The sequence below is a fragment of the Pseudomonas arvensis genome (assembly GCF_056688935.1).
In genome coordinates, this window is the sequence record NZ_CP162038.1 from 45,094 (window position 1) to 63,185 (window position 18,092).

The 18,092-nt window shown below is 60.3% G+C and carries 16 protein-coding genes; 13 read left to right on the top strand and 3 right to left on the bottom strand.

Translation table 11 applies throughout. The annotated features are described in order from the left end of the window. Positions 1-4 precede the first annotated feature (4 nt). A complete protein-coding gene (locus AB3G88_RS00225; protein ID WP_191946634.1) occupies positions 5-1,042 on the top strand; it encodes an aminopeptidase in 1,038 nt (345 codons plus the stop codon). Between the two features lie 82 nt (positions 1,043-1,124). Here AB3G88_RS00225 and AB3G88_RS00230 read toward each other — a convergent pair whose 3' ends face one another. Together AB3G88_RS00230 and AB3G88_RS00235 are read right to left on the bottom strand one after the other, a co-directional pair. Then, entirely contained in the window at positions 1,125-1,784 is a 660-nt protein-coding gene (locus AB3G88_RS00230) for an HAD family hydrolase (protein WP_480452695.1), read from the bottom strand. Further along, on the bottom strand, positions 1,781-2,323 hold the full coding sequence (locus tag AB3G88_RS00235; protein ID WP_099586177.1) for a gamma carbonic anhydrase family protein: 543 nt from the start codon (positions 2,321-2,323) through the stop codon (positions 1,781-1,783). The genes AB3G88_RS00230 and AB3G88_RS00235 overlap by 4 nt, the downstream gene beginning before the upstream one ends. Before the next feature lie 54 nt (positions 2,324-2,377). On the opposite strand from AB3G88_RS00235, the gene prlC reads away from it, so the two are divergent. From prlC to AB3G88_RS00275, 8 genes are all read left to right on the top strand, one after another. Beyond that, the gene (prlC, locus tag AB3G88_RS00240; protein ID WP_178075385.1) at positions 2,378-4,477 is read left to right on the top strand and encodes an oligopeptidase A; all 2,100 of its coding nucleotides are present in this window, start codon (positions 2,378-2,380) and stop codon (positions 4,475-4,477) included. Continuing rightward, positions 4,474-4,749 (top strand): YheV family putative zinc ribbon protein, encoded by a 276-nt coding sequence (locus AB3G88_RS00245; protein ID WP_010207776.1) that lies wholly within the window; start codon positions 4,474-4,476, stop codon positions 4,747-4,749. The genes prlC and AB3G88_RS00245 overlap by 4 nt, the downstream gene beginning before the upstream one ends. Before the next feature lie 261 nt (positions 4,750-5,010). Further along, complete coding sequence (locus AB3G88_RS00250) at positions 5,011-5,763, top strand: gluconate 2-dehydrogenase subunit 3 family protein (protein WP_480452698.1); 753 nt, start codon at positions 5,011-5,013, stop codon at positions 5,761-5,763. Positions 5,764-5,765: 2 nt separating this feature from the next. Beyond that, entirely contained in the window at positions 5,766-7,550 is a 1,785-nt protein-coding gene (locus AB3G88_RS00255) for a GMC family oxidoreductase (protein ID WP_112192849.1), read from the top strand. 12 nt (positions 7,551-7,562) lie between these two features. Further along, positions 7,563-8,861, top strand: coding sequence for a cytochrome c (locus AB3G88_RS00260; protein WP_480452701.1), 1,299 nt, complete (start codon positions 7,563-7,565; stop codon positions 8,859-8,861). A gap of 81 nt (positions 8,862-8,942) precedes the next feature. Beyond that, on the top strand, positions 8,943-10,001 hold the full coding sequence (locus tag AB3G88_RS00265) for a PA0069 family radical SAM protein (RefSeq protein ID WP_099586182.1): 1,059 nt from the start codon (positions 8,943-8,945) through the stop codon (positions 9,999-10,001). Between the two features lie 226 nt (positions 10,002-10,227). After that, positions 10,228-10,959 carry a carbonic anhydrase gene (locus AB3G88_RS00270; protein WP_099586183.1) on the top strand — a complete coding sequence of 244 codons (732 nt, stop codon included), beginning with the start codon at positions 10,228-10,230 and terminating at the stop codon, positions 10,957-10,959. Between the two features lie 85 nt (positions 10,960-11,044). Beyond that, positions 11,045-12,592, top strand: coding sequence for a SulP family inorganic anion transporter (locus AB3G88_RS00275; protein ID WP_099586184.1), 1,548 nt, complete (start codon positions 11,045-11,047; stop codon positions 12,590-12,592). A 69-nt stretch (positions 12,593-12,661) separates the two neighbouring features. On the opposite strand, the gene AB3G88_RS00280 is transcribed toward AB3G88_RS00275, so the two are convergent. After that, positions 12,662-13,309, bottom strand: coding sequence for a hypothetical protein (locus AB3G88_RS00280; RefSeq protein ID WP_112192852.1), 648 nt, complete (start codon positions 13,307-13,309; stop codon positions 12,662-12,664). Positions 13,310-13,677: 368 nt separating this feature from the next. On the opposite strand from AB3G88_RS00280, the gene coxB reads away from it, so the two are divergent. From coxB to AB3G88_RS00300, 4 genes are all read left to right on the top strand, one after another. Next, positions 13,678-14,805, top strand: coding sequence for a cytochrome c oxidase subunit II (coxB, locus tag AB3G88_RS00285; protein ID WP_099586186.1), 1,128 nt, complete (start codon positions 13,678-13,680; stop codon positions 14,803-14,805). 58 nt (positions 14,806-14,863) lie between these two features. Further along, positions 14,864-16,453: a cytochrome c oxidase subunit I gene (ctaD, locus tag AB3G88_RS00290; RefSeq protein ID WP_099586187.1), complete on the top strand. Its 1,590-nt coding sequence runs from the start codon at positions 14,864-14,866 to the stop codon at positions 16,451-16,453. Positions 16,454-16,615: 162 nt separating this feature from the next. Next, positions 16,616-17,167, top strand: a complete 552-nt coding sequence (locus AB3G88_RS00295) for a cytochrome c oxidase assembly protein (RefSeq protein ID WP_099586188.1) — start codon at positions 16,616-16,618, stop codon at positions 17,165-17,167. A gap of 35 nt (positions 17,168-17,202) precedes the next feature. Further along, positions 17,203-18,090: a cytochrome c oxidase subunit 3 gene (locus tag AB3G88_RS00300; protein WP_480452706.1), complete on the top strand. Its 888-nt coding sequence runs from the start codon at positions 17,203-17,205 to the stop codon at positions 18,088-18,090. The last annotated feature ends 2 nt before the right edge of the window (positions 18,091-18,092 follow it).

Consider the following 18,092-nt stretch of genomic DNA (forward strand, 5'->3'; position numbering starts at 1 on the left):
AGGTATGGTCAGGCGTTTTCTTCCAGGGTTGATGGTGTTGCTGCTCAGTGGCTGTTCCAGTGTCAGCTACTACAGCCAATTGGCGGGTGGCCAGTGGCAGCTGTTGCAGGCTCGGGAGCCCGTTTCAAAGGTCGTCGCTGACCCATCCCGCCCGCAGCAACTGCGCGAGCATCTCGCCCAATCCCAAAAAGCGCGAACCTTCGCCAGCGAACACCTGCACCTGCCTGACAACCAGAGTTACCGGCTGTACGCCGATATTGGCCGGCCTTATGTGGTCTGGAATGTCTTCGCCACGCAGGAATTTTCCCTGTCTCCTGAAAATCACTGCTTCCCCATTGCCGGTTGCGTGGCTTATCGCGGTTATTACAGCCAAGGTGCCGCACGGGGTGAGGCGGCGTTGCTGCGTCAGCAAGGCATGGATGTGTCGATTGGCGGGGTCGAAGCCTATTCCACGCTGGGTTGGTTCAATGACCCGATCATCAGTTCGATGATGCATTGGGGTGATGAACGCCTGGCCACGCTGATTTTTCATGAGCTCGCGCACCAGCGTTTTTATGTGAAGGACGACACTGAGTTCAACGAATCATTTGCCAGCTTTGTCGAGCAGGAAGGTACCCGACAATGGCGCGCCGCCCGTGGTTTGGGGCCTCTGAGCAATTTGACGTTGAAGCAGCGTGACCAGTTTATCCAGCTGATCCTCGACACGCGCGAACGCCTGGAAAAACTCTACGCGCAGCCGCTGTCTGCCGAGTCGATGCGCCAGGCCAAGGCGGCCGAATTCGAGCACTTGCGCCGTGAATACCGGCAGATGCGCGACAGCCAGTGGGATGGCGACAAGCGTTATGACGCCTGGATCAACCTGCCGATGAACAATGCGCGGCTGCTGCCGTTCGGGCTGTATGACCAGTGGGTGCCGGCGTTTGCGGCGTTGTTTGCGCGCGAAGGCGGGGATTGGGTGAAGTTCTATGCGGCGGTGGAGAAGTTGGGTGGATTGCCGGTGGCGCAGCGCAAGGCGGCGTTGAGGCAGTTGGCGGGGGGTTGATCTTTAGGGACTCATCGGGGGCAAGCCCCCTCCCACCTTGTCCGGCGTACACCTTTCAAAAATGTGGGAGGGGGCGGCGGCCTCAAGCCCGCTGCAAAAACGCCTGATGCATCTCTGCCAACGTCTCAAAGTGCCAGGTCGGCGCCTCGGCATTCAACTCTTCAAAGCTGCCAAACCCATAACCGACGGCCGCTGAATCCAGCCCATTGCTACGCGCTCCGATCAGGTCGTGCTTGCGATCACCAATCATCAAGGTCGTGGCCGGGTCCAGGCCTTCCTCGCACATCAGATGCGCGATCAGCTCGACCTTGTTGGTCCGCGTCCCGTCCAATTCGCTGCCGTAGATCACCTTGAAGTGCTTGGCAAAGTCGAAATGTCGGGCGATTTCACGGGCAAATTCCCACGGCTTGGAGGTGGCTACGTACAGCTGGCGGCCCTGGCTGCTCAAGTCTTCCAGCAGCGGCGTCACCCCGTCGAACACGCGGTTTTCATACAGCCCCGTGACTTTGAAGCGCTCGCGGTAAAAATTCAACGCCTCCCAGGCCTTGGCTTCATCGAAGGGGTAGAACTGCATGAACGCTTGCAGCAACGGCGGGCCGATGAAATGTTCGAGTTTGGTCAGGTCCGGCTCGTCGATGCCCAGTTTGCCGAGGGCATACTGGATCGAGCGGGTGATGCCCTCGCGTGGATCGGTGAGGGTGCCGTCCAGGTCGAACAACACGGTTTGGTAAGGCAGGCTCATTGGTCAAATCCCTCAGCCAGGTGCAGGTCTTTGAGCTTCACGTAGTTCGCGGCGCTGTAGGTGAAAAAGGCGCGCTCCTTGTCAGTCAGCGCCCGGACCTGTTTAACCGGGCTGCCCACATACAAGAAGCCGCTGTCGAGTTTCTTGCCTGGCGGCACCAGGCTGCCGGCGCCGATGATCACGTCGTCTTCCACCACCGCGCCGTCCATCACGATACTGCCCATGCCGATCAGGATGCGGTTGCCCACGGTGCAACCATGCAGCATGACTTTGTGAGCGATGGTCACGTCGTCGCCGATCAGCAGCGGGAAACCATCAGGATTGAAGGGGCCGGCGTGGGTGATGTGCAGCACGCAGCCATCCTGCACGCTGGTGCGCGCACCGATGCGGATGCGGTGCATGTCGCCGCGAATCACGGTCAGCGGCCAAACCGAGCTGTCGGTGCCGATTTCGACATCGCCGATCACCACCGCCGAAATATCGACAAAAGCCCCGGCGCCCAGGGTTGGCGTGTGGTTCTGATAGGTGCGAAGGGTCACGATAGCCTCTCTCTCTTCTGCTGATAGCTGCGGTGGGCGTTGATTGTAATTAAGATGGCCCCATCTTTGTTCTTACATGTTTCTTCAGCCAAGGTGCCAACCGTGAGCGCGAACAACCCTCTTCTGCAGTCCTACGACCTGCCGCCGTTCTCGGCGATCCGTGCCGAGCACGTGCAGCCGGCCATCGAACAGATCCTCGCCGACAACCGCGTTGCCATCGCAGGCATCCTGCAAAGCCAGGGTAAAAATCCGACATGGGCCGGGCTGGTACTGGCCATGGACGAACTGAATGACCGCCTGGGCGCCGCCTGGAGCCCGGTCAGCCATCTCAACGCGGTGTGCAACAGCGCCGAATTGCGCGAGGCCTATGAAAGCTGCCTGCCCGCATTGAGCGCGTATTCCACCGAAATGGGCCAGAACCGCGAGCTGTTCCAGGCCTTCGAAGCCTTGGCTAACAGCCCCGAAGCCGCCGGTTTCGACGTGGCGCAAAAAACCATTCTTGAGCACTCCCTGCGCGATTTCCGCCTGTCGGGCATTGACCTGCCACCTGAGCAGCAGAAGCGTTATGCCGAAGTGCAGAGCAAACTGTCCGAGCTGGGCAGCAAGTTCTCCAACCAACTGTTGGACGCCACCCAGGCCTGGACCAAACATGTCACCGATGAGGCTACGCTCGCCGGCCTGACCGACTCGGCCAAGGCGCAAATGGCTGCTGCCGCACAGGCCAAAGGCCTCGACGGCTGGCTGATCACCCTGGAATTCCCCAGCTACTACGCGGTGATGACCTACGCCCACGACCGTGCCCTGCGTGAAGAAATCTACGCGGCCTACTGCACTCGTGCGTCGGACCAAGGCCCGAATGCCGGTCAGAACGATAACGGCCCGGTGATGGAGCAGATCCTCGACCTGCGTCAGGAACTGGCGCAACTGCTCGGTTTCGCGTCGTTCTCCGAACTGAGCCTGGCCACCAAAATGGCTGAATCCAGCGATCAGGTCCTGAGTTTCCTGCGCGACCTGGCCAAGCGCAGCAAGCCGTTTGCCGCCCAGGATCTGCAACAGCTCAAGGCCTACGCCGCCGAACAAGGTTGCGCCGACCTGCAAAGCTGGGACAGCGGTTTCTACGGCGAAAAACTGCGCGAGCAGCGCTACAGCGTGTCCCAGGAAGCCCTGCGCGCCTACTTTCCGATCGACAAAGTGCTGGGCGGCCTGTTCGCCATTGTGCAGCGCCTGTATGGCATCGAGATCGCCGAGCAGAAAGGCTTCGACACCTGGCACCCGGATGTTCGCCTGTTTGAAATCAAGGAAAACGGCCAGCACGTCGGCCGCTTCTTCTTTGACCTTTACGCCCGCGCCAACAAGCGTGGCGGTGCCTGGATGGACGGCGCCCGCGACCGTCGTCGCACCGTTGACGGTGTGCTGCAAAGCCCGGTGGCCAATCTGGTGTGCAACTTCACCCCGGCTGACAGCGGCAAGCCTGCCCTGCTGACCCACGATGAAGTCACCACGCTGTTCCACGAATTCGGCCACGGCCTGCATCACCTGCTGACCCGCGTCGAGCACGCCGGCGTGTCCGGCATCAACGGAGTGGCCTGGGATGCGGTGGAGTTGCCGAGCCAATTCATGGAGAACTGGTGCTGGGAGCCAGAAGGCCTGGCGCTGATCTCCGGCCATTATGAAAGCGGCGAGCCGCTGCCCCAGGACCTGCTGCAAAAAATGCTTGCGGCGAAGAATTTCCAGTCCGGCCTGATGATGGTGCGCCAGCTGGAATTTTCGTTGTTTGACTTCGAAATGCACGCCACCCACGGTGATGGCCGCAGCGTGGCGCAGGTGTTGGAAGGCGTACGCGACGAGGTGTCGGTCATGCGTCCGCCGGCCTACAACCGCTTCCCCAACAGCTTTGCGCACATCTTCGCCGGTGGTTATGCGGCTGGTTACTACAGCTACAAGTGGGCAGAAGTGCTGTCGGCGGATGCCTTTTCCAAGTTCGAAGAGGACGGCGTACTCAACGCTGACACCGGTCGTGCATTCCGCGAGGCGATCCTGGCCCGTGGTGGTTCACAGGCGCCGATGGTGCTGTTCGTCGACTTCCGCGGACGCGAACCGTCGATTGACGCACTCTTGCGCCACAGCGGCCTGAGTGAGGACGCGGCAGCATGAGTGAAGGGCCTGTGATTACCAAAAAACAATTCATCGCCGGGGCGGTCTGCCCGGCGTGCAGCGAGCCGGACAAGCTGAAAATGTGGACCGAGGACAACGTGCCGCACCGCGAATGCGTGGCCTGTGGCTATACCGACACCTTGAATGATCAAGGGCTGTCAGTGCCTAAGGAGCTGGGGACGCGGGTCAATACCTCGGCACTCAAAGCGCCGGCGGATCCCAAGGTTCAGGCAGTGCAATTCTTTCCGAACCCGAAGCTGAAAAAAGACTAAAAGTTTCACGCACACCTAATGTGGGAGGGGGCTTGCCCCCGATAGCGCAGTGTCACGCAGCCTATGTATCGGCTGACCCACCGCTATCGGAGCCAAGCCCCCTTCCACATTTTTTTGCCTGCGTTTATTCGACTTAGGTCGTTGAATCCGTTCTCCACATCCTTAGCCTGCTATCATTTGTAACCATTGATTGCCAAAAGTAGACGAGCCGCTCCCCAGAAGCGACCGAATAAACCCGTGACCACATGATGAGGTGCACCCATGTCTGATCAAGATCAAGACAACCCCCGGCGTGACTTTTTGCGCAAATCCTTGACCTTGATCCCGGTGGTCACGGTTGCCAGTACCGGCCTTGGCGGCTCGATATTGATGGCCACGCCTGAGCCTGCCCAGGCCACGCCGGCGAAGCCTGCGGCGAGCGACAAGGCCTACGAGCCAAGCTATTTCACCGCAGAAGAATGGGCGTTTATCAACGCCGCCGTCGAGCGCTTGATCCCCGCCGACGCCCAAGGCCCAGGTGCCCTGGAAGCCGGTGCGCCGGAATACATCGACCGTCAGATGAACACGCCGTATGCCAGTGGCGCGCTGTGGTTCATGCAAGGTCCGTTCAACGCCGACGCCGCGCCAGAGATGGGCTGGCAGAGCAAGTTGGTGCCCAAAGAGATCTATCGCCTGGGTATTGCTGCGACGGATGCCTGGTCGAAAGCCTTCAACGGTAAAGCTTTTGCTGCGCAAGACAGCGCTACCCGAGACGATATGCTGCGCCGTCTGGAGGCTGGCGGCAGTGAGGTAACGGCGCATTTCGAGGCGGTGCCGCCAAAGATGTTCTTCAACCTGTTACTGCAAAACACCAAGGAAGGCTTCTTCTGCGACCCGATCCACGGGGGCAATAAAGGCATGGTCGGCTGGACCATGATCGGCTTCCCCGGCGCCCGCGCCGACTTTATGGATTGGGTGGAACGCAACGAGCAATACCCCTTCCCGGCTGTTTCCATCCGTGGCGAGAGGGCATAACCGTGGCGACCATCATGAAGAAAGTGGATGCAGTGATCGTAGGCTTCGGCTGGACTGGCGCGATCATGGCCAAGGAGCTGACGGAGGCGGGCCTCAACGTGCTGGCGCTGGAGCGCGGCCCGATGCAGGACACGTACCCGGACGGCAACTATCCCCAGGTCATCGACGAATTGACCTACAGCGTGCGCAAGAAACTCTTCCAGGACATCTCCAAGGAGACGGTGACCATTCGCCACAGCGTGAATGACGTCGCCCTGCCTAACCGTCAGCTCGGTGCTTTTTTGCCGGGCAATGGCGTGGGCGGCGCGGGTTTGCACTGGTCGGGTGTGCACTTTCGTGTCGACCCGATCGAGCTGCGCATGCGCAGCCATTACGAAGAACGCTACGGGAAAAATTTCATTCCCAAGGACATGACCATCCAGGACTTCGGCGTCAGCTATGAAGAACTGGAGCCGTTCTTCGACTACGCGGAAAAGGTCTTCGGCACCTCCGGCCAGGCCTGGACGGTGAAAGGGCAATTAGTGGGTGAAGGCCGTGGCGGCAACCCGTATGCGCCGGATCGTTCCAACCCGTTCCCATTGGAATCGCAGAAAAACACAGTCTCCGCACAGCTGTTTCAGAAAGCGGCTGCCGACGTCGGTTACAAACCCTACAACCTGCCGTCTGCCAATACTTCGGGGCCTTACACCAACCCCTATGGCGCGCAGATGGGCCCATGCAATTTCTGCGGTTTTTGCAGTGGCTACGTGTGCTACATGTACTCCAAGGCTTCGCCGAACGTTAACATCCTGCCCGCCTTGCGCCAGGTGCCGAACTTCGAACTGCGCCCCAATTCCCACGTGCTCAAGGTCAACCTCGACAGCACCAAGAAGAAAGCCACGGGCGTGACCTATATCGACGCCCAAGGACGCGAAATCGAGCAGCCGGCGGACCTGGTGATCCTCGGCGCGTTCCAGTTCCACAACGTGCGGCTGATGCTGCTGTCGGGCATCGGCAAGCCGTACGACCCGATCACCAATGAAGGCGTGGTGGGCCGCAACTTCGCCTACCAGAACATGGCCACCATCAAAGCCTTTTTCGACAAAGACACTCACACCAACAACTTCATCGGCGCGGGCGGTAATGGCGTGGCGATGGACGACTTCAACGCGGACAACTTCGACCATGGGCCCCATGGCTTTGTGGGCGGTTCGCCGATGTGGGTCAACCAGGCCGGCAGCCGGCCGATTGCCGGGACGTCCAACCCGCCTGGCACCCCGGCCTGGGGCAGTGCGTGGAAGCGCGCCACCGCCGATTACTACACCCATCAGGTGTCGATGGATGCCCACGGCGCCCATCAATCCTACCGGGGCAACTACCTGGATCTGGACCCGGTTTACCGCGATGCCTACGGCTTGCCGCTGCTGCGGATGACGTTCGATTGGCAGGAAAACGACATCAAGATGAACCGCTTCATGGTCGAGAAAATGGGCAAGGTCGCCCAAGCGATGAACCCCAAGGCCATTGCGGTACTTGGTAAAAAAGTCGGTGAGCATTTCAACACTGCGTCCTACCAGACCACCCACCTCAACGGTGGCGCGATCATGGGCACCGACCCGAAAACCAGTGCGTTGAACCGTTACCTGCAGAGCTGGGATGTACACAACGTGTTTGTCCCAGGCGCTTCCGCTTTCCCACAGGGCCTGGGCTACAACCCTACTGGCCTGGTGGCGGCGCTGACCTACTGGTCGGCTCGGGCGATCCGTGAGCAGTACCTGAAAAACCCCGGCCCACTGGTTCAGGCATAAGGAGCGATGACCATGAAAGCATTTGTTATCGCGACGTTGGCGCTGCTCAGCAGTTGCTCCATAAGCGCTGCCGAAACCGACCTGATCCAGCAGGGCGAATACCTGGCCCGCGCCGGTGACTGCGTGGCCTGCCACACTGCCAAGGGTGGCAAACCCTTTGCGGGTGGGCTGCCGATGGAAACCCCGATTGGCTTGATCTACTCCACCAATATCACCCCGGACAAGACCGGCCTGGGCGACTACAGCTTCGACGACTTCGACAAGGCCGTGCGCCATGGTGTCGCCAAAAGCGGTAGTACGCTTTACCCGGCGATGCCCTATCCGTCTTATGCGCGTGTCAGCGACAGCGATATGCAGGCGCTGTATGCGTACTTCATGAAGGGTGTGGAACCCGTTGCCCAAGACAACAAGGACAGCGACATTCCGTGGCCCTTGAGCATGCGTTGGCCGTTGGCGGCGTGGCGTTGGATGTTTGCCCCTGAAGTGGCGGATACACCGGCTGAGGCAGCGACTGACCCGGTTATCGGCCGCGGCGCCTACCTGGTGGAAGGTTTAGGCCACTGCGGCGCGTGCCATACACCGCGTGCCCTGACCATGCAGGAAAAAGCCCTGAGTGCTACCGATGGCACCGCGTTCCTGTCCGGCAGTGCGCCGTTGGAAGGTTGGATCGCCAAGAGCTTGCGTGGCGACCACAAGGACGGCCTCGGCAGCTGGAGCGAGGAGCAGCTGGTGCAATTCCTCAAGACCGGTCGCAGTGATCGCAGCGCGGTGTTTGGTGGCATGAGCGACGTGGTCGTCCACAGCATGCAGTACATGTCGCAAGACGACCTGACCGCTATCGCCCGTTACCTCAAGAGCCTGCCGGCGGTCGATCCCCAGGATCAGCCCCATGTGTACGACAAGCAGGTAGCCCAGGCGCTGTGGAAAGGCGATGACAGCCAGCGGGGTGCCTCGGTGTATATCGACAACTGCGCGGCCTGCCACCGAACCGATGGCCATGGCTATACACGGGTGTTCCCGGCCCTGGCGGGTAACCCGGTAGTGCAGACGGCGGATGCCACCTCGTTGATCAACATTGTGTTGAACGGCGGCACTTTGCCGGCTACGCACGCGGCGCCGTCGACCTTCACCATGCCGGCGTTTGCCTGGCGCCTGTCGGACCAGGAAGTCGCCGACGTGGTCAGTTTCATCCGTGGCAGCTGGGGCAACAAAGGTGCGCCAGTGAACGCCAGCGACGTCGCCGACCTGCGCAAGAACGATATGCGCACCACTTCGGGCGATGATCTGGGGCAGGCCACGCAAAAGCACTAAATCCTGGCTGGCCGCCAAACGGCACTGGTCAGACACCTCGCGCCTCGATACTGTATATAAAAACAGTACCGAGGCGCTTTTATGTCTACGCCGTTGCCGCCCCGTGGCCGGGGCACGGCCACCAACCTGCACAACCGCTTTGCGCCAACGGTCAGCGTGGCCGAGGACGACGGCTGGTACCAGGAAGTACCGCCGACCCAGGGCACCGAAGTGCGTATTGAGACGGCCAAGACCATCATCACCCGCAATACCTCGCCGGACCTGCCGTTTGATCGCTCGATCAACCCGTATCGCGGTTGCGAGCATGGCTGTATCTACTGCTATGCGCGGCCCAGCCATGCCTATTGGGACATGTCACCGGGGCTGGATTTCGAAACCAGACTGATCGCCAAGAGCAATGCGGCCGATGTGCTGGAGCAGCAGCTGTCCAAGCCCGGCTACGTGTGTGCGCCGATCAACCTGGGTTCCAATACCGACCCGTACCAGCCCATCGAGCGCGAATACAACATCACGCGGCAGACCCTCGAAGTGTTGCTGCGCTACCGACACCCGGTGACCATCATCACCAAGGGTTCGCTGATCCTGCGTGATCTCGACCTGCTCACCGAGTTGGCCCGCCAGCGCCTGGTGGCGGTGATGATCAGCCTCACCAGCCTGGACGATGAGCTCAAGCGCATCCTGGAACCGCGCACCGCCGCGCCCAAGGCGCGGTTGCGAGCGATCCGGGTGATGCGTGAGGCGGGGATTCCGGTGGGCGTGCTGTGCTCGCCGATGATCCCGATGATCAACGACAGTGAACTGGAAAGCCTGCTGACCGAAGCGCACGCCGCTGGTGCGCAGAGTGCGGCGTACATGATGCTGCGCTTGCCGCTGGAGGTGGCGCCGCTGTTTGAAGAGTGGCTGGCAGCCCATTATCCGCAGCGTGCGGCCCATGTAATGAGCCTGGTTCGGCAGGTGCGCGGTGGTGAGGTGTATGACAGCCGCTTCGGCGTGCGCATGCGGGGCGAAGGGCCGTTCGCCGATTTGCTGGCCCAGCGTTTCAGCAAGGCGATCAAACGCCTGGGGCTCAATCGCCGTGAAGGATTCAACCTGGATTGCACGGCGTTCTGTCCACCGGGCAGACAGATGGCATTGTTGTAGACTGATCAGCAAGAATGCACCTTGCTTGTAGGAATAGTCGCGTTTTGACATCACTGAAACCCGCGATCTAGAGCGGTTCATTCAGTTTGAGTTAAGTTTCGACAGTTACCTTGCTCAGCGAGTGACTGATGAGTCGGCGCCTGGATTTTGGAGTTTTACAACTATTCCACTGGCCGGGCGTCGAACTGTCCTGAACACTCCCCTGCACTAATCAAGAGGATGAATCATGAGTGATAAGGATAAACAGCCGTTGGCTGCGTCGGCTTCAGCCCCTCAAGTGGCGGAGTCCGCCGATGCAGCGCTAAAGCATATCGTTGACGGTTTTTTGCATTTCCATCACGACGTCTTCCCCCAGCAGGAAGAACTCTTCAAGAAACTCGCCACGGCCCAGAGCCCACGGGCGATGTTCATTACCTGCGCCGACTCGCGCATCGTGCCCGAGCTGATCACCCAAAGCTCGCCCGGCGACCTGTTCGTGACCCGTAACGTCGGCAACGTAGTGCCGCCCTACGGTCAGATGAACGGCGGTGTTTCAACCGCTATCGAGTACGCGGTACTTGCCCTGGGTGTGCAGCACATCATCGTCTGCGGTCACTCCGACTGTGGCGCCATGCGTGCGGTACTCAACCCCGACAGCCTGGAAAAAATGCCGACGGTACGGGCCTGGCTGCGGCACGCCGAGGTGGCCAAGTCGATGGTCGAGGACAACTGCGACTGCGCCAACGAAGGCGAGAGCATGAAGGTGCTGACCGAAGAAAACGTCATCGCCCAGTTGCAACATTTGCGTACCCACCCTTCCGTGGCCTCACGCATGGCCAATGGTCAGTTGTATATCCACGGTTGGATCTACAACATCGAGACCAGCGAAATCCGCGCCTACGATGCCGACCAGTCGGCGTTCCGACCGTTGAGCGGCGACGGGCCGATCCCTTGCGCGACGCCTAAAGCGCGCTTCTAAAACACTTCCCTGCCGGGTAATGCGGTGGCTGCCATGGATGCAGCCAGGCTTTACCGCGCCCGGCGAATGCCTCGGGAGAGTCATCATGCGTGCTGCTCAATTGAAAGCTGTATTGCCACGGGAGCTGCTCGCCTCGGTGGTTGTGTTTCTGGTCGCCCTGCCGCTGTGCATGGGCATCGCGATTGCGTCCGGCATGCCGCCGGCCAAAGGTCTGATCACCGGGATTATCGGTGGCCTGGTGGTGGGTTGGCTGGCGGGTTCGCCGCTGCAGGTCAGTGGCCCGGCGGCGGGTCTGGCGGTGCTGGTGTTCGAATTGGTGCGCCAGCACGGCATGTTGATGCTGGGGCCGATCCTGCTGCTGGCGGGCTTCCTGCAATTGGTGGCCGGACGCTTGCGCCTGGGCTGCTGGTTCCGCGTGACGGCGCCCGCAGTGGTGTACGGCATGCTGGCGGGGATTGGCGTGTTGATTGTGCTGTCGCAGATTCATGTGATGCTTGACGGCGCGCCCAAGCCTTCTGGGCTGGACAACCTGGCGGGCTTCCCGGCTGCACTGTCCGAAGCCATCCCGACCCTTGGTGGCGGGCTCGGCTGGCAAGCGGGTTTGCTGGGCCTGTCGACGATGCTGGTGATGTACCTGTGGGACAAATTCCGCCCGCAACCGCTGCGGTTCGTGCCGGGTGCGTTGCTCGGCGTCGGCCTGGCCACGGTCACCAGCCTGGTGCTGGCGTTGCAGGTCAAACGCGTGGAAGTCCCGGAAAACCTGGCTGACGCCATTGATTGGCTGCGCCCCAGCGACCTGCTGAACCTGGCTGATCCTCAACTGCTGATTGCAGCCTTTGCCGTGGCATTTATCGCCAGCGCCGAAACCCTGCTCTCGGCGGCGGCTGTCGACCGCATGCACAACGGCCAACGTTCCGACTTCGACAAAGAGCTGTCCGCCCAAGGCGTCGGCAACATGCTCTGCGGGCTGGTCGGTGCCTTGCCGATGACCGGCGTGATCGTGCGCAGTTCGGCCAACGTCCAGGCGGGTGCAACCACCCGTCTGTCGGCAATGTTCCACGGCGTATGGTTGCTGGGTTTCGTGTTGCTGCTGTCGAGCGTGCTGCAAAGTATCCCGGTGGCGAGCCTGGCCGGGGTGCTGGTGTACACGGGGATCAAGCTGGTCGACGTCAAGGCGTTCAAGGCTTTGGGGCGCTACGGGCGGATGCCGATGTTCACCTATGCGGCCACGGCGCTGGCGATCATCTTTACCGACCTTCTGACGGGGGTGCTGGTGGGCTTTGGTCTCACGTTGGTCAAGTTGGCGTTCAAGGCGTCGCGGCTGAAAGTCAGCCTGATCGACTTGCCCCAGGAGGGCGAGATGGAGCTGCGTTTGATTGGTGCGGCGACCTTTCTGAAAGTGCCGGCGTTGACCCAGGTGCTGTCGACGGTGCCTGCGGGGACCACGGTGCATGTCCCGCTCAACAACCTCAGCTATATCGACCATTCCTGCCTGGAATTGCTGGAGGAATGGGGTCGGGCCAACGCGGCGAAGGGTTCGAAGCTGGTGATTGAGGCGCGTGGGTTGAAGCGACGGTTGGAAGGCAGGATTCGCACGACGACGGGGATCGGCTCGGCGCCTTCAATCGGCTGACGGAACCGGATCAACATGTGGGAGGGGGGCAAGCCCTCTCCCACATTTGTACTGTGTCGAATTCAAGGTTTAAGCCGGCTGATCCAACGCCAACTCCACCCCCAACTGCCGCGACAGGCACGGCCAGCGCTTCCAGGCGGCCTCGGTGTTCGGGCTTTTCAGTTGCTCGCGATACGCTTCGACCGACTCCAGCGCGAAGCTCTCGTCGTTAAGCATCTCATCCACCGCCAGGTGCACGGCTTGATCCAACTGGTTGGCGAAATCTTCACCGATCAATTGATGGGCAATCACGTTAGCCACGGTGGTATCCGCCGGGATCAACGGCTGACCGAAGTGCTTGATATACACATCGTTTACTTCTTCCACCAGCCGGTGGGCCAGGTAGGCCTCGTCCAGCAGCCCGTCCAGGCCTTCGTGGCCTGCCAGAATTGCGGGCGGTTGCAGGAAAAAATGCTCGGCAATCTTCAGTACCGGCTTGATCTGGCTTTCGATTCCGGCTTCGCGAGCCACGTCATTGGCAGCATCGAGCAACTCCGGCACGAGGTCGATGTAGGCAGTGACAAAGCGGGTCATGACCACGTTGCGATCACCTTCAGCCAGGGAAATGGCTGCATGCAGGTGCGGCAATTGTTTTTCCAGCTGCTGGGCAAGCTGGCCCGTAGTGGCTTCGTGTTGATGGGCACGGGAAATCTGCTCGCGCAATGCGGCGGTGTTCATGAAGGCTCCAATGAATCAGGCGTAGGAAAAGGGAGAAGTTAAGGTAGCTCGTTTATACGAGCGCCTAAGACGCATTTGTCATAATTATTTCATGGTTATGCACAGGCGTTATATCGAATTGCCATCGTTCGTCGGAAAATCGATTCCGCACCCGGTTTTATTGGCTCCGGCCGTGCCTTTTTGCCTCATTTGTCCCTACACATTGCGGGGTTGCAGTCCCTGTCTATACTCGGATTTGTACGCGATTAGCTGATGACGCCAGACTGCATAAGCAGGCAAGGCTAAGCGGTTGTAAGCAGTATGGAAGCCGCTCCCTTCGACGCAGGTGCAAACCGGCGGGATAACAAGAACGATAAGGGGAACCCGCAATGATGCGACATCCACACGTTTGGATGGGCCTCCTGTTGTGGTCGGTATTCGGCCAGGCGCACGCCGCCTGGACAACGAATATGGCGCCAGGGGCAACAGAAGTCAGTCACGCAGTGTTCGACCTGCACATGACCATTTTCTGGATCTGTGTGGTGATCGGCATCATCGTGTTTGGCGCCATGTTCTGGTCGATGATGGTCCACCGGCGTTCTACCGGTCAGGTCGCGGCCAAGTTCCACGAGAGCACCACCGTGGAAATCCTCTGGACCGTCGTGCCCTTGCTGATCCTGATTGCGATGGCCATTCCGGCGACCAAGACCCTGATCAACATCTACGACAGCAGTGAGTCGGATATCGATATCCAGATCACCGGCTACCAGTGGAAGTGGCATTACAAATACCTGGGCCAGGATGTGGAGTTCTTCAGCAACCTGGCCACGCCCGCCGAGCAGATCCACAACCAGGCCACCAAGGGCGAACACTACCTGCTGGAAGTCGACCAGCCGCTGGTGCTGCCGGTGGGCGCCAAAGTGCGCTTCCTGGTCACAGCCGCCGACGTGATCCACTCCTGGTGGGTGCCGGCGTTTGCGGTCAAGCGCGACGCCATTCCGGGTTTCGTCAACGAGGCTTGGACCCGTGTCGAGAAGCCCGGTATCTACCGTGGCCAGTGCGCCGAGCTATGCGGCAAGGACCATGGATTCATGCCCATCGTGGTCGAGGTCAAGTCCAAGGCCGACTACGACACCTGGCTGGGTGAGCGTAAGGCCGAGGCCGCCAAGCTCAAGGAGCTGACCTCCAAAGAATGGACCCTTGAAGAACTGGTGGCCCGTGGCGACAAGGTTTATCACACCACCTGCGTGGCCTGTCACCAGGCCGAAGGCCAGGGCCTGCCGCCGATGTTCCCGGCGCTCAAAGGTTCGAAAATCGCCACCGGGCCTGCTGCCGATCACCTGAGCATCGTCTATCACGGCAAGCCCGGCACTGCCATGGCGGCCTTCGGCAAGCAACTGTCGGAAGTGGATATCGCGGCCGTGGTGACCTACGAGCGCAACGCCTGGGGCAACAACAAAGGCGACATGGTCACGCCGAAAGACGTGCTGGCCATCAAACAGGCGGAAAGCAAATGACAGCCCTCATTGCGTTTGCCCCGACCCGCCCCGCCCATTCGTTTGCAGGAGAACGGCCATGAGCGCTGTGATCGATGACCATGGCCACGCCGGTGACCATGCCCACGGCCCCGCCAAGGGCTTGATGCGTTGGGTGCTGACCACCAACCACAAAGACATCGGCACGATGTACCTGTGGTTTGCGTTTGCGATGTTCCTGCTCGGCGGTTCGTTCGCCATGGTGATCCGGGCCGAGCTGTTCCAGCCTGGCCTGCAGATCGTCGAACCGGCATTTTTCAACCAGATGACCACCATGCATGGCCTGATCATGGTGTTTGGCGCGGTGATGCCGGCGTTTGTCGGCCTGGCCAACTGGATGATCCCGCTGATGATCGGCGCGCCCGACATGGCCCTGCCGCGCATGAACAACTTCAGTTTCTGGCTGTTGCCGGCGGCGTTCCTGCTGCTGGTTTCGACGCTGTTCACCCCCGGCGGCGGGCCGAACTTCGGCTGGACCTTCTACGCCCCGCTCTCCACCACCTACGCGCCGGAAAGCGTGACGTTCTTTATCTTTGCCATCCACCTGATGGGCATCAGTTCGATCATGGGCGCGATCAATGTGGTTGCCACCATCCTCAATCTGCGTGCGCCCGGCATGACCCTGATGAAAATGCCGCTGTTCGTGTGGACCTGGCTGATCACCGCGTTCCTGCTGATCGCCGTGATGCCGGTGCTGGCGGGCTGCGTGACCATGATGCTGATGGACATCCACTTCGGCACCAGCTTCTTCAGTGCCGCCGGTGGCGGTGACCCGGTGTTGTTCCAGCATGTGTTCTGGTTCTTCGGCCACCCCGAGGTATACATCATGATCCTGCCGGCCTTCGGCGCCGTCAGCTCGATCATTCCGACCTTCTCGCGCAAGCCGCTGTTCGGCTACACCTCGATGGTCTATGCCACGGCGAGCATCGCGTTCCTGTCGTTTATCGTGTGGGCGCACCACATGTTCGTGGTCGGCATCCCGCTGGTGGGCGAGTTGTTCTTCATGTACGCCACGCTGCTGATCGCTGTGCCGACCGGTGTGAAGGTGTTCAACTGGGTCAGCACCATGTGGCAAGGCTCGTTGACGTTCGAGACGCCGATGCTGTTTGCGGTGGCCTTCGTGATCCTGTTCACCATCGGCGGCTTCTCCGGGTTGATGCTGGCGATTGCCCCGGCGGACTTCCAGTACCACGACACCTACTTTGTGGTGGCGCACTTCCATTACGTACTGGTGCCCGGCGCGATCTTTGGCATCTTCGCATCGGCCTACTACTGGCTGCCGAAATGGACCGGCCACATGTACGACGAAACCCTGGGCAAGCTGCACTTCTGGCTGTCTTTCGTGGGCATGAACATGGCGTTCTTCCCGATGCACTTTGTGGGGCTGGCGGGCATGCCGCGTCGGGTGCCGGACTACAACCTGCAGTTCGCCGATTTCAACATGGTCTCGTCGATTGGCGCGTTTATGTTTGGTGCCACGCAGATCTTCTTTTTGTTCATCGTGATCAAGTGCATCCGTGGCGGCCCACCGGCGCCGGCCAAGCCGTGGGATGGGGCTGAAGGCCTGGAGTGGAGCGTGCCTTCGCCGGCGCCGTACCACACCTTCACCACGCCGCCGGAGGTCAAATGAACACCGTTCTGTGTCGCGAACTCGGTCAATGTGGGAGGGGCGGTGCGACGATTCGACTTGCCCCCGATGGCGGTGTATCGGCCTACAACTTCATTGGCTGTGAAATCGCAATCGGGAGCAAGCCTTCTCCCACCTTGACCGAGTTCGGCCTAGGTGATCGCCATGGCTGACTCCGTGCCCCTCAAGCGCCTCGTCACTCGGCTGCTGATCCTGGTGGTGGCGATGTTCGCCTTCGGCTTTGCCCTGGTGCCGATCTACGACGTGATGTGTAAGGCGTTCGGCATCAACGGCAAGACCGCCGGGCAGTACGAGGGTTCGCAAGTGGTGGACCCGACACGTCAGGTGCGCGTGCAGTTCTTATCCACCAACGCTATCGACATGGTCTGGGACTTCTACGCCAAGGCCGACGAGGTGGTGGTCAACCCCGGCGCCGTGACCGAGATGCTGTTCGTGGCCCACAACCCCACCGACAAGCCGATGACTGCTCAGGCCGTACCGAGCATTTCCCCGGCCGAAGCGGCGATGTATTTCCACAAGACTGAATGTTTTTGCTTCACCCAGCAGGTGTTGCAACCAGGCGAGCGTATCGAGATGCCGGTGCGCTTTATTGTCGATCGCGACATGCCCAAGGATGTGAAGCATTTGACCCTGGCGTACACGCTGTTTGATATCACTGCGCGCCAACCGCCCGTGGCTGCCCACACCGGCGGCTAGCTACTGTTTGCCCCCTCAATCGGGAGAGTGAATACATGTCGAATCATGATACGTACTACGTACCGGCGCAGAGCAAATGGCCGATAATTGCCACGTTTGGACTGCTGATCACGGTGTATGGCCTGGGTGTGTGGTTCAACGATCTCAAGGCGGCGCGCCCGGAATCCCACGGCCCGTGGATCTTTTTCGTCGGCGAACTGCTACTCGCCTACATGTTGTTCGGCTGGTTTGGTGCGGTGATCAAGGAAAGCCGCGCAGGTTTGTACAGCCCGCAGATGGACCGCTCGTTTCGCTGGGGCATGAGCTGGTTCATCTTTTCCGAAGTGATGTTCTTTATCGCGTTCTTCGGTGCGCTGTTTTATGTGCGGCACATGTCCGCGCCCTGGCTGGCCGGTGAAGGCTCGAAGGGCGTCGCGCATATGCTGTGGCCAAATTTCGAATTTGCCTGGCCGTTGCTGAACAATCCTGACCCAAAACTCTACCCCGCCCCTGAGGGCACCATCAGCCCGTGGGGGTTGCCGCTGGTCAACACCATCCTGCTGGTGAGTTCCAGCGTGACCATTACCATCGCTCACCACGCACTGCGCAAAGGCCATCGCGGCGCGCTGAAGATCTGGTTGGCGCTCACCGTGCTGCTGGGCCTGGCATTTCTCGGGTTCCAGGCCGAGGAGTACATCCATGCCTATAAAGAGCTGGGCCTGACGCTGGGCTCCGGTGTATATGGCGCGACGTTCTTTATGCTCACCGGTTTCCACGGCGCCCACGTGACCATCGGCACGATCATTTTGTTTGTGATGCTGATGCGCGTCCTGCGTGGGCACTTCAACGCCGAGCATCAGTTTGGTTTCGAGGCGGCCAGTTGGTATTGGCACTTTGTGGATGTGGTGTGGATCGGGCTGTTTTTCTTCGTTTACGTGCTGTGAGG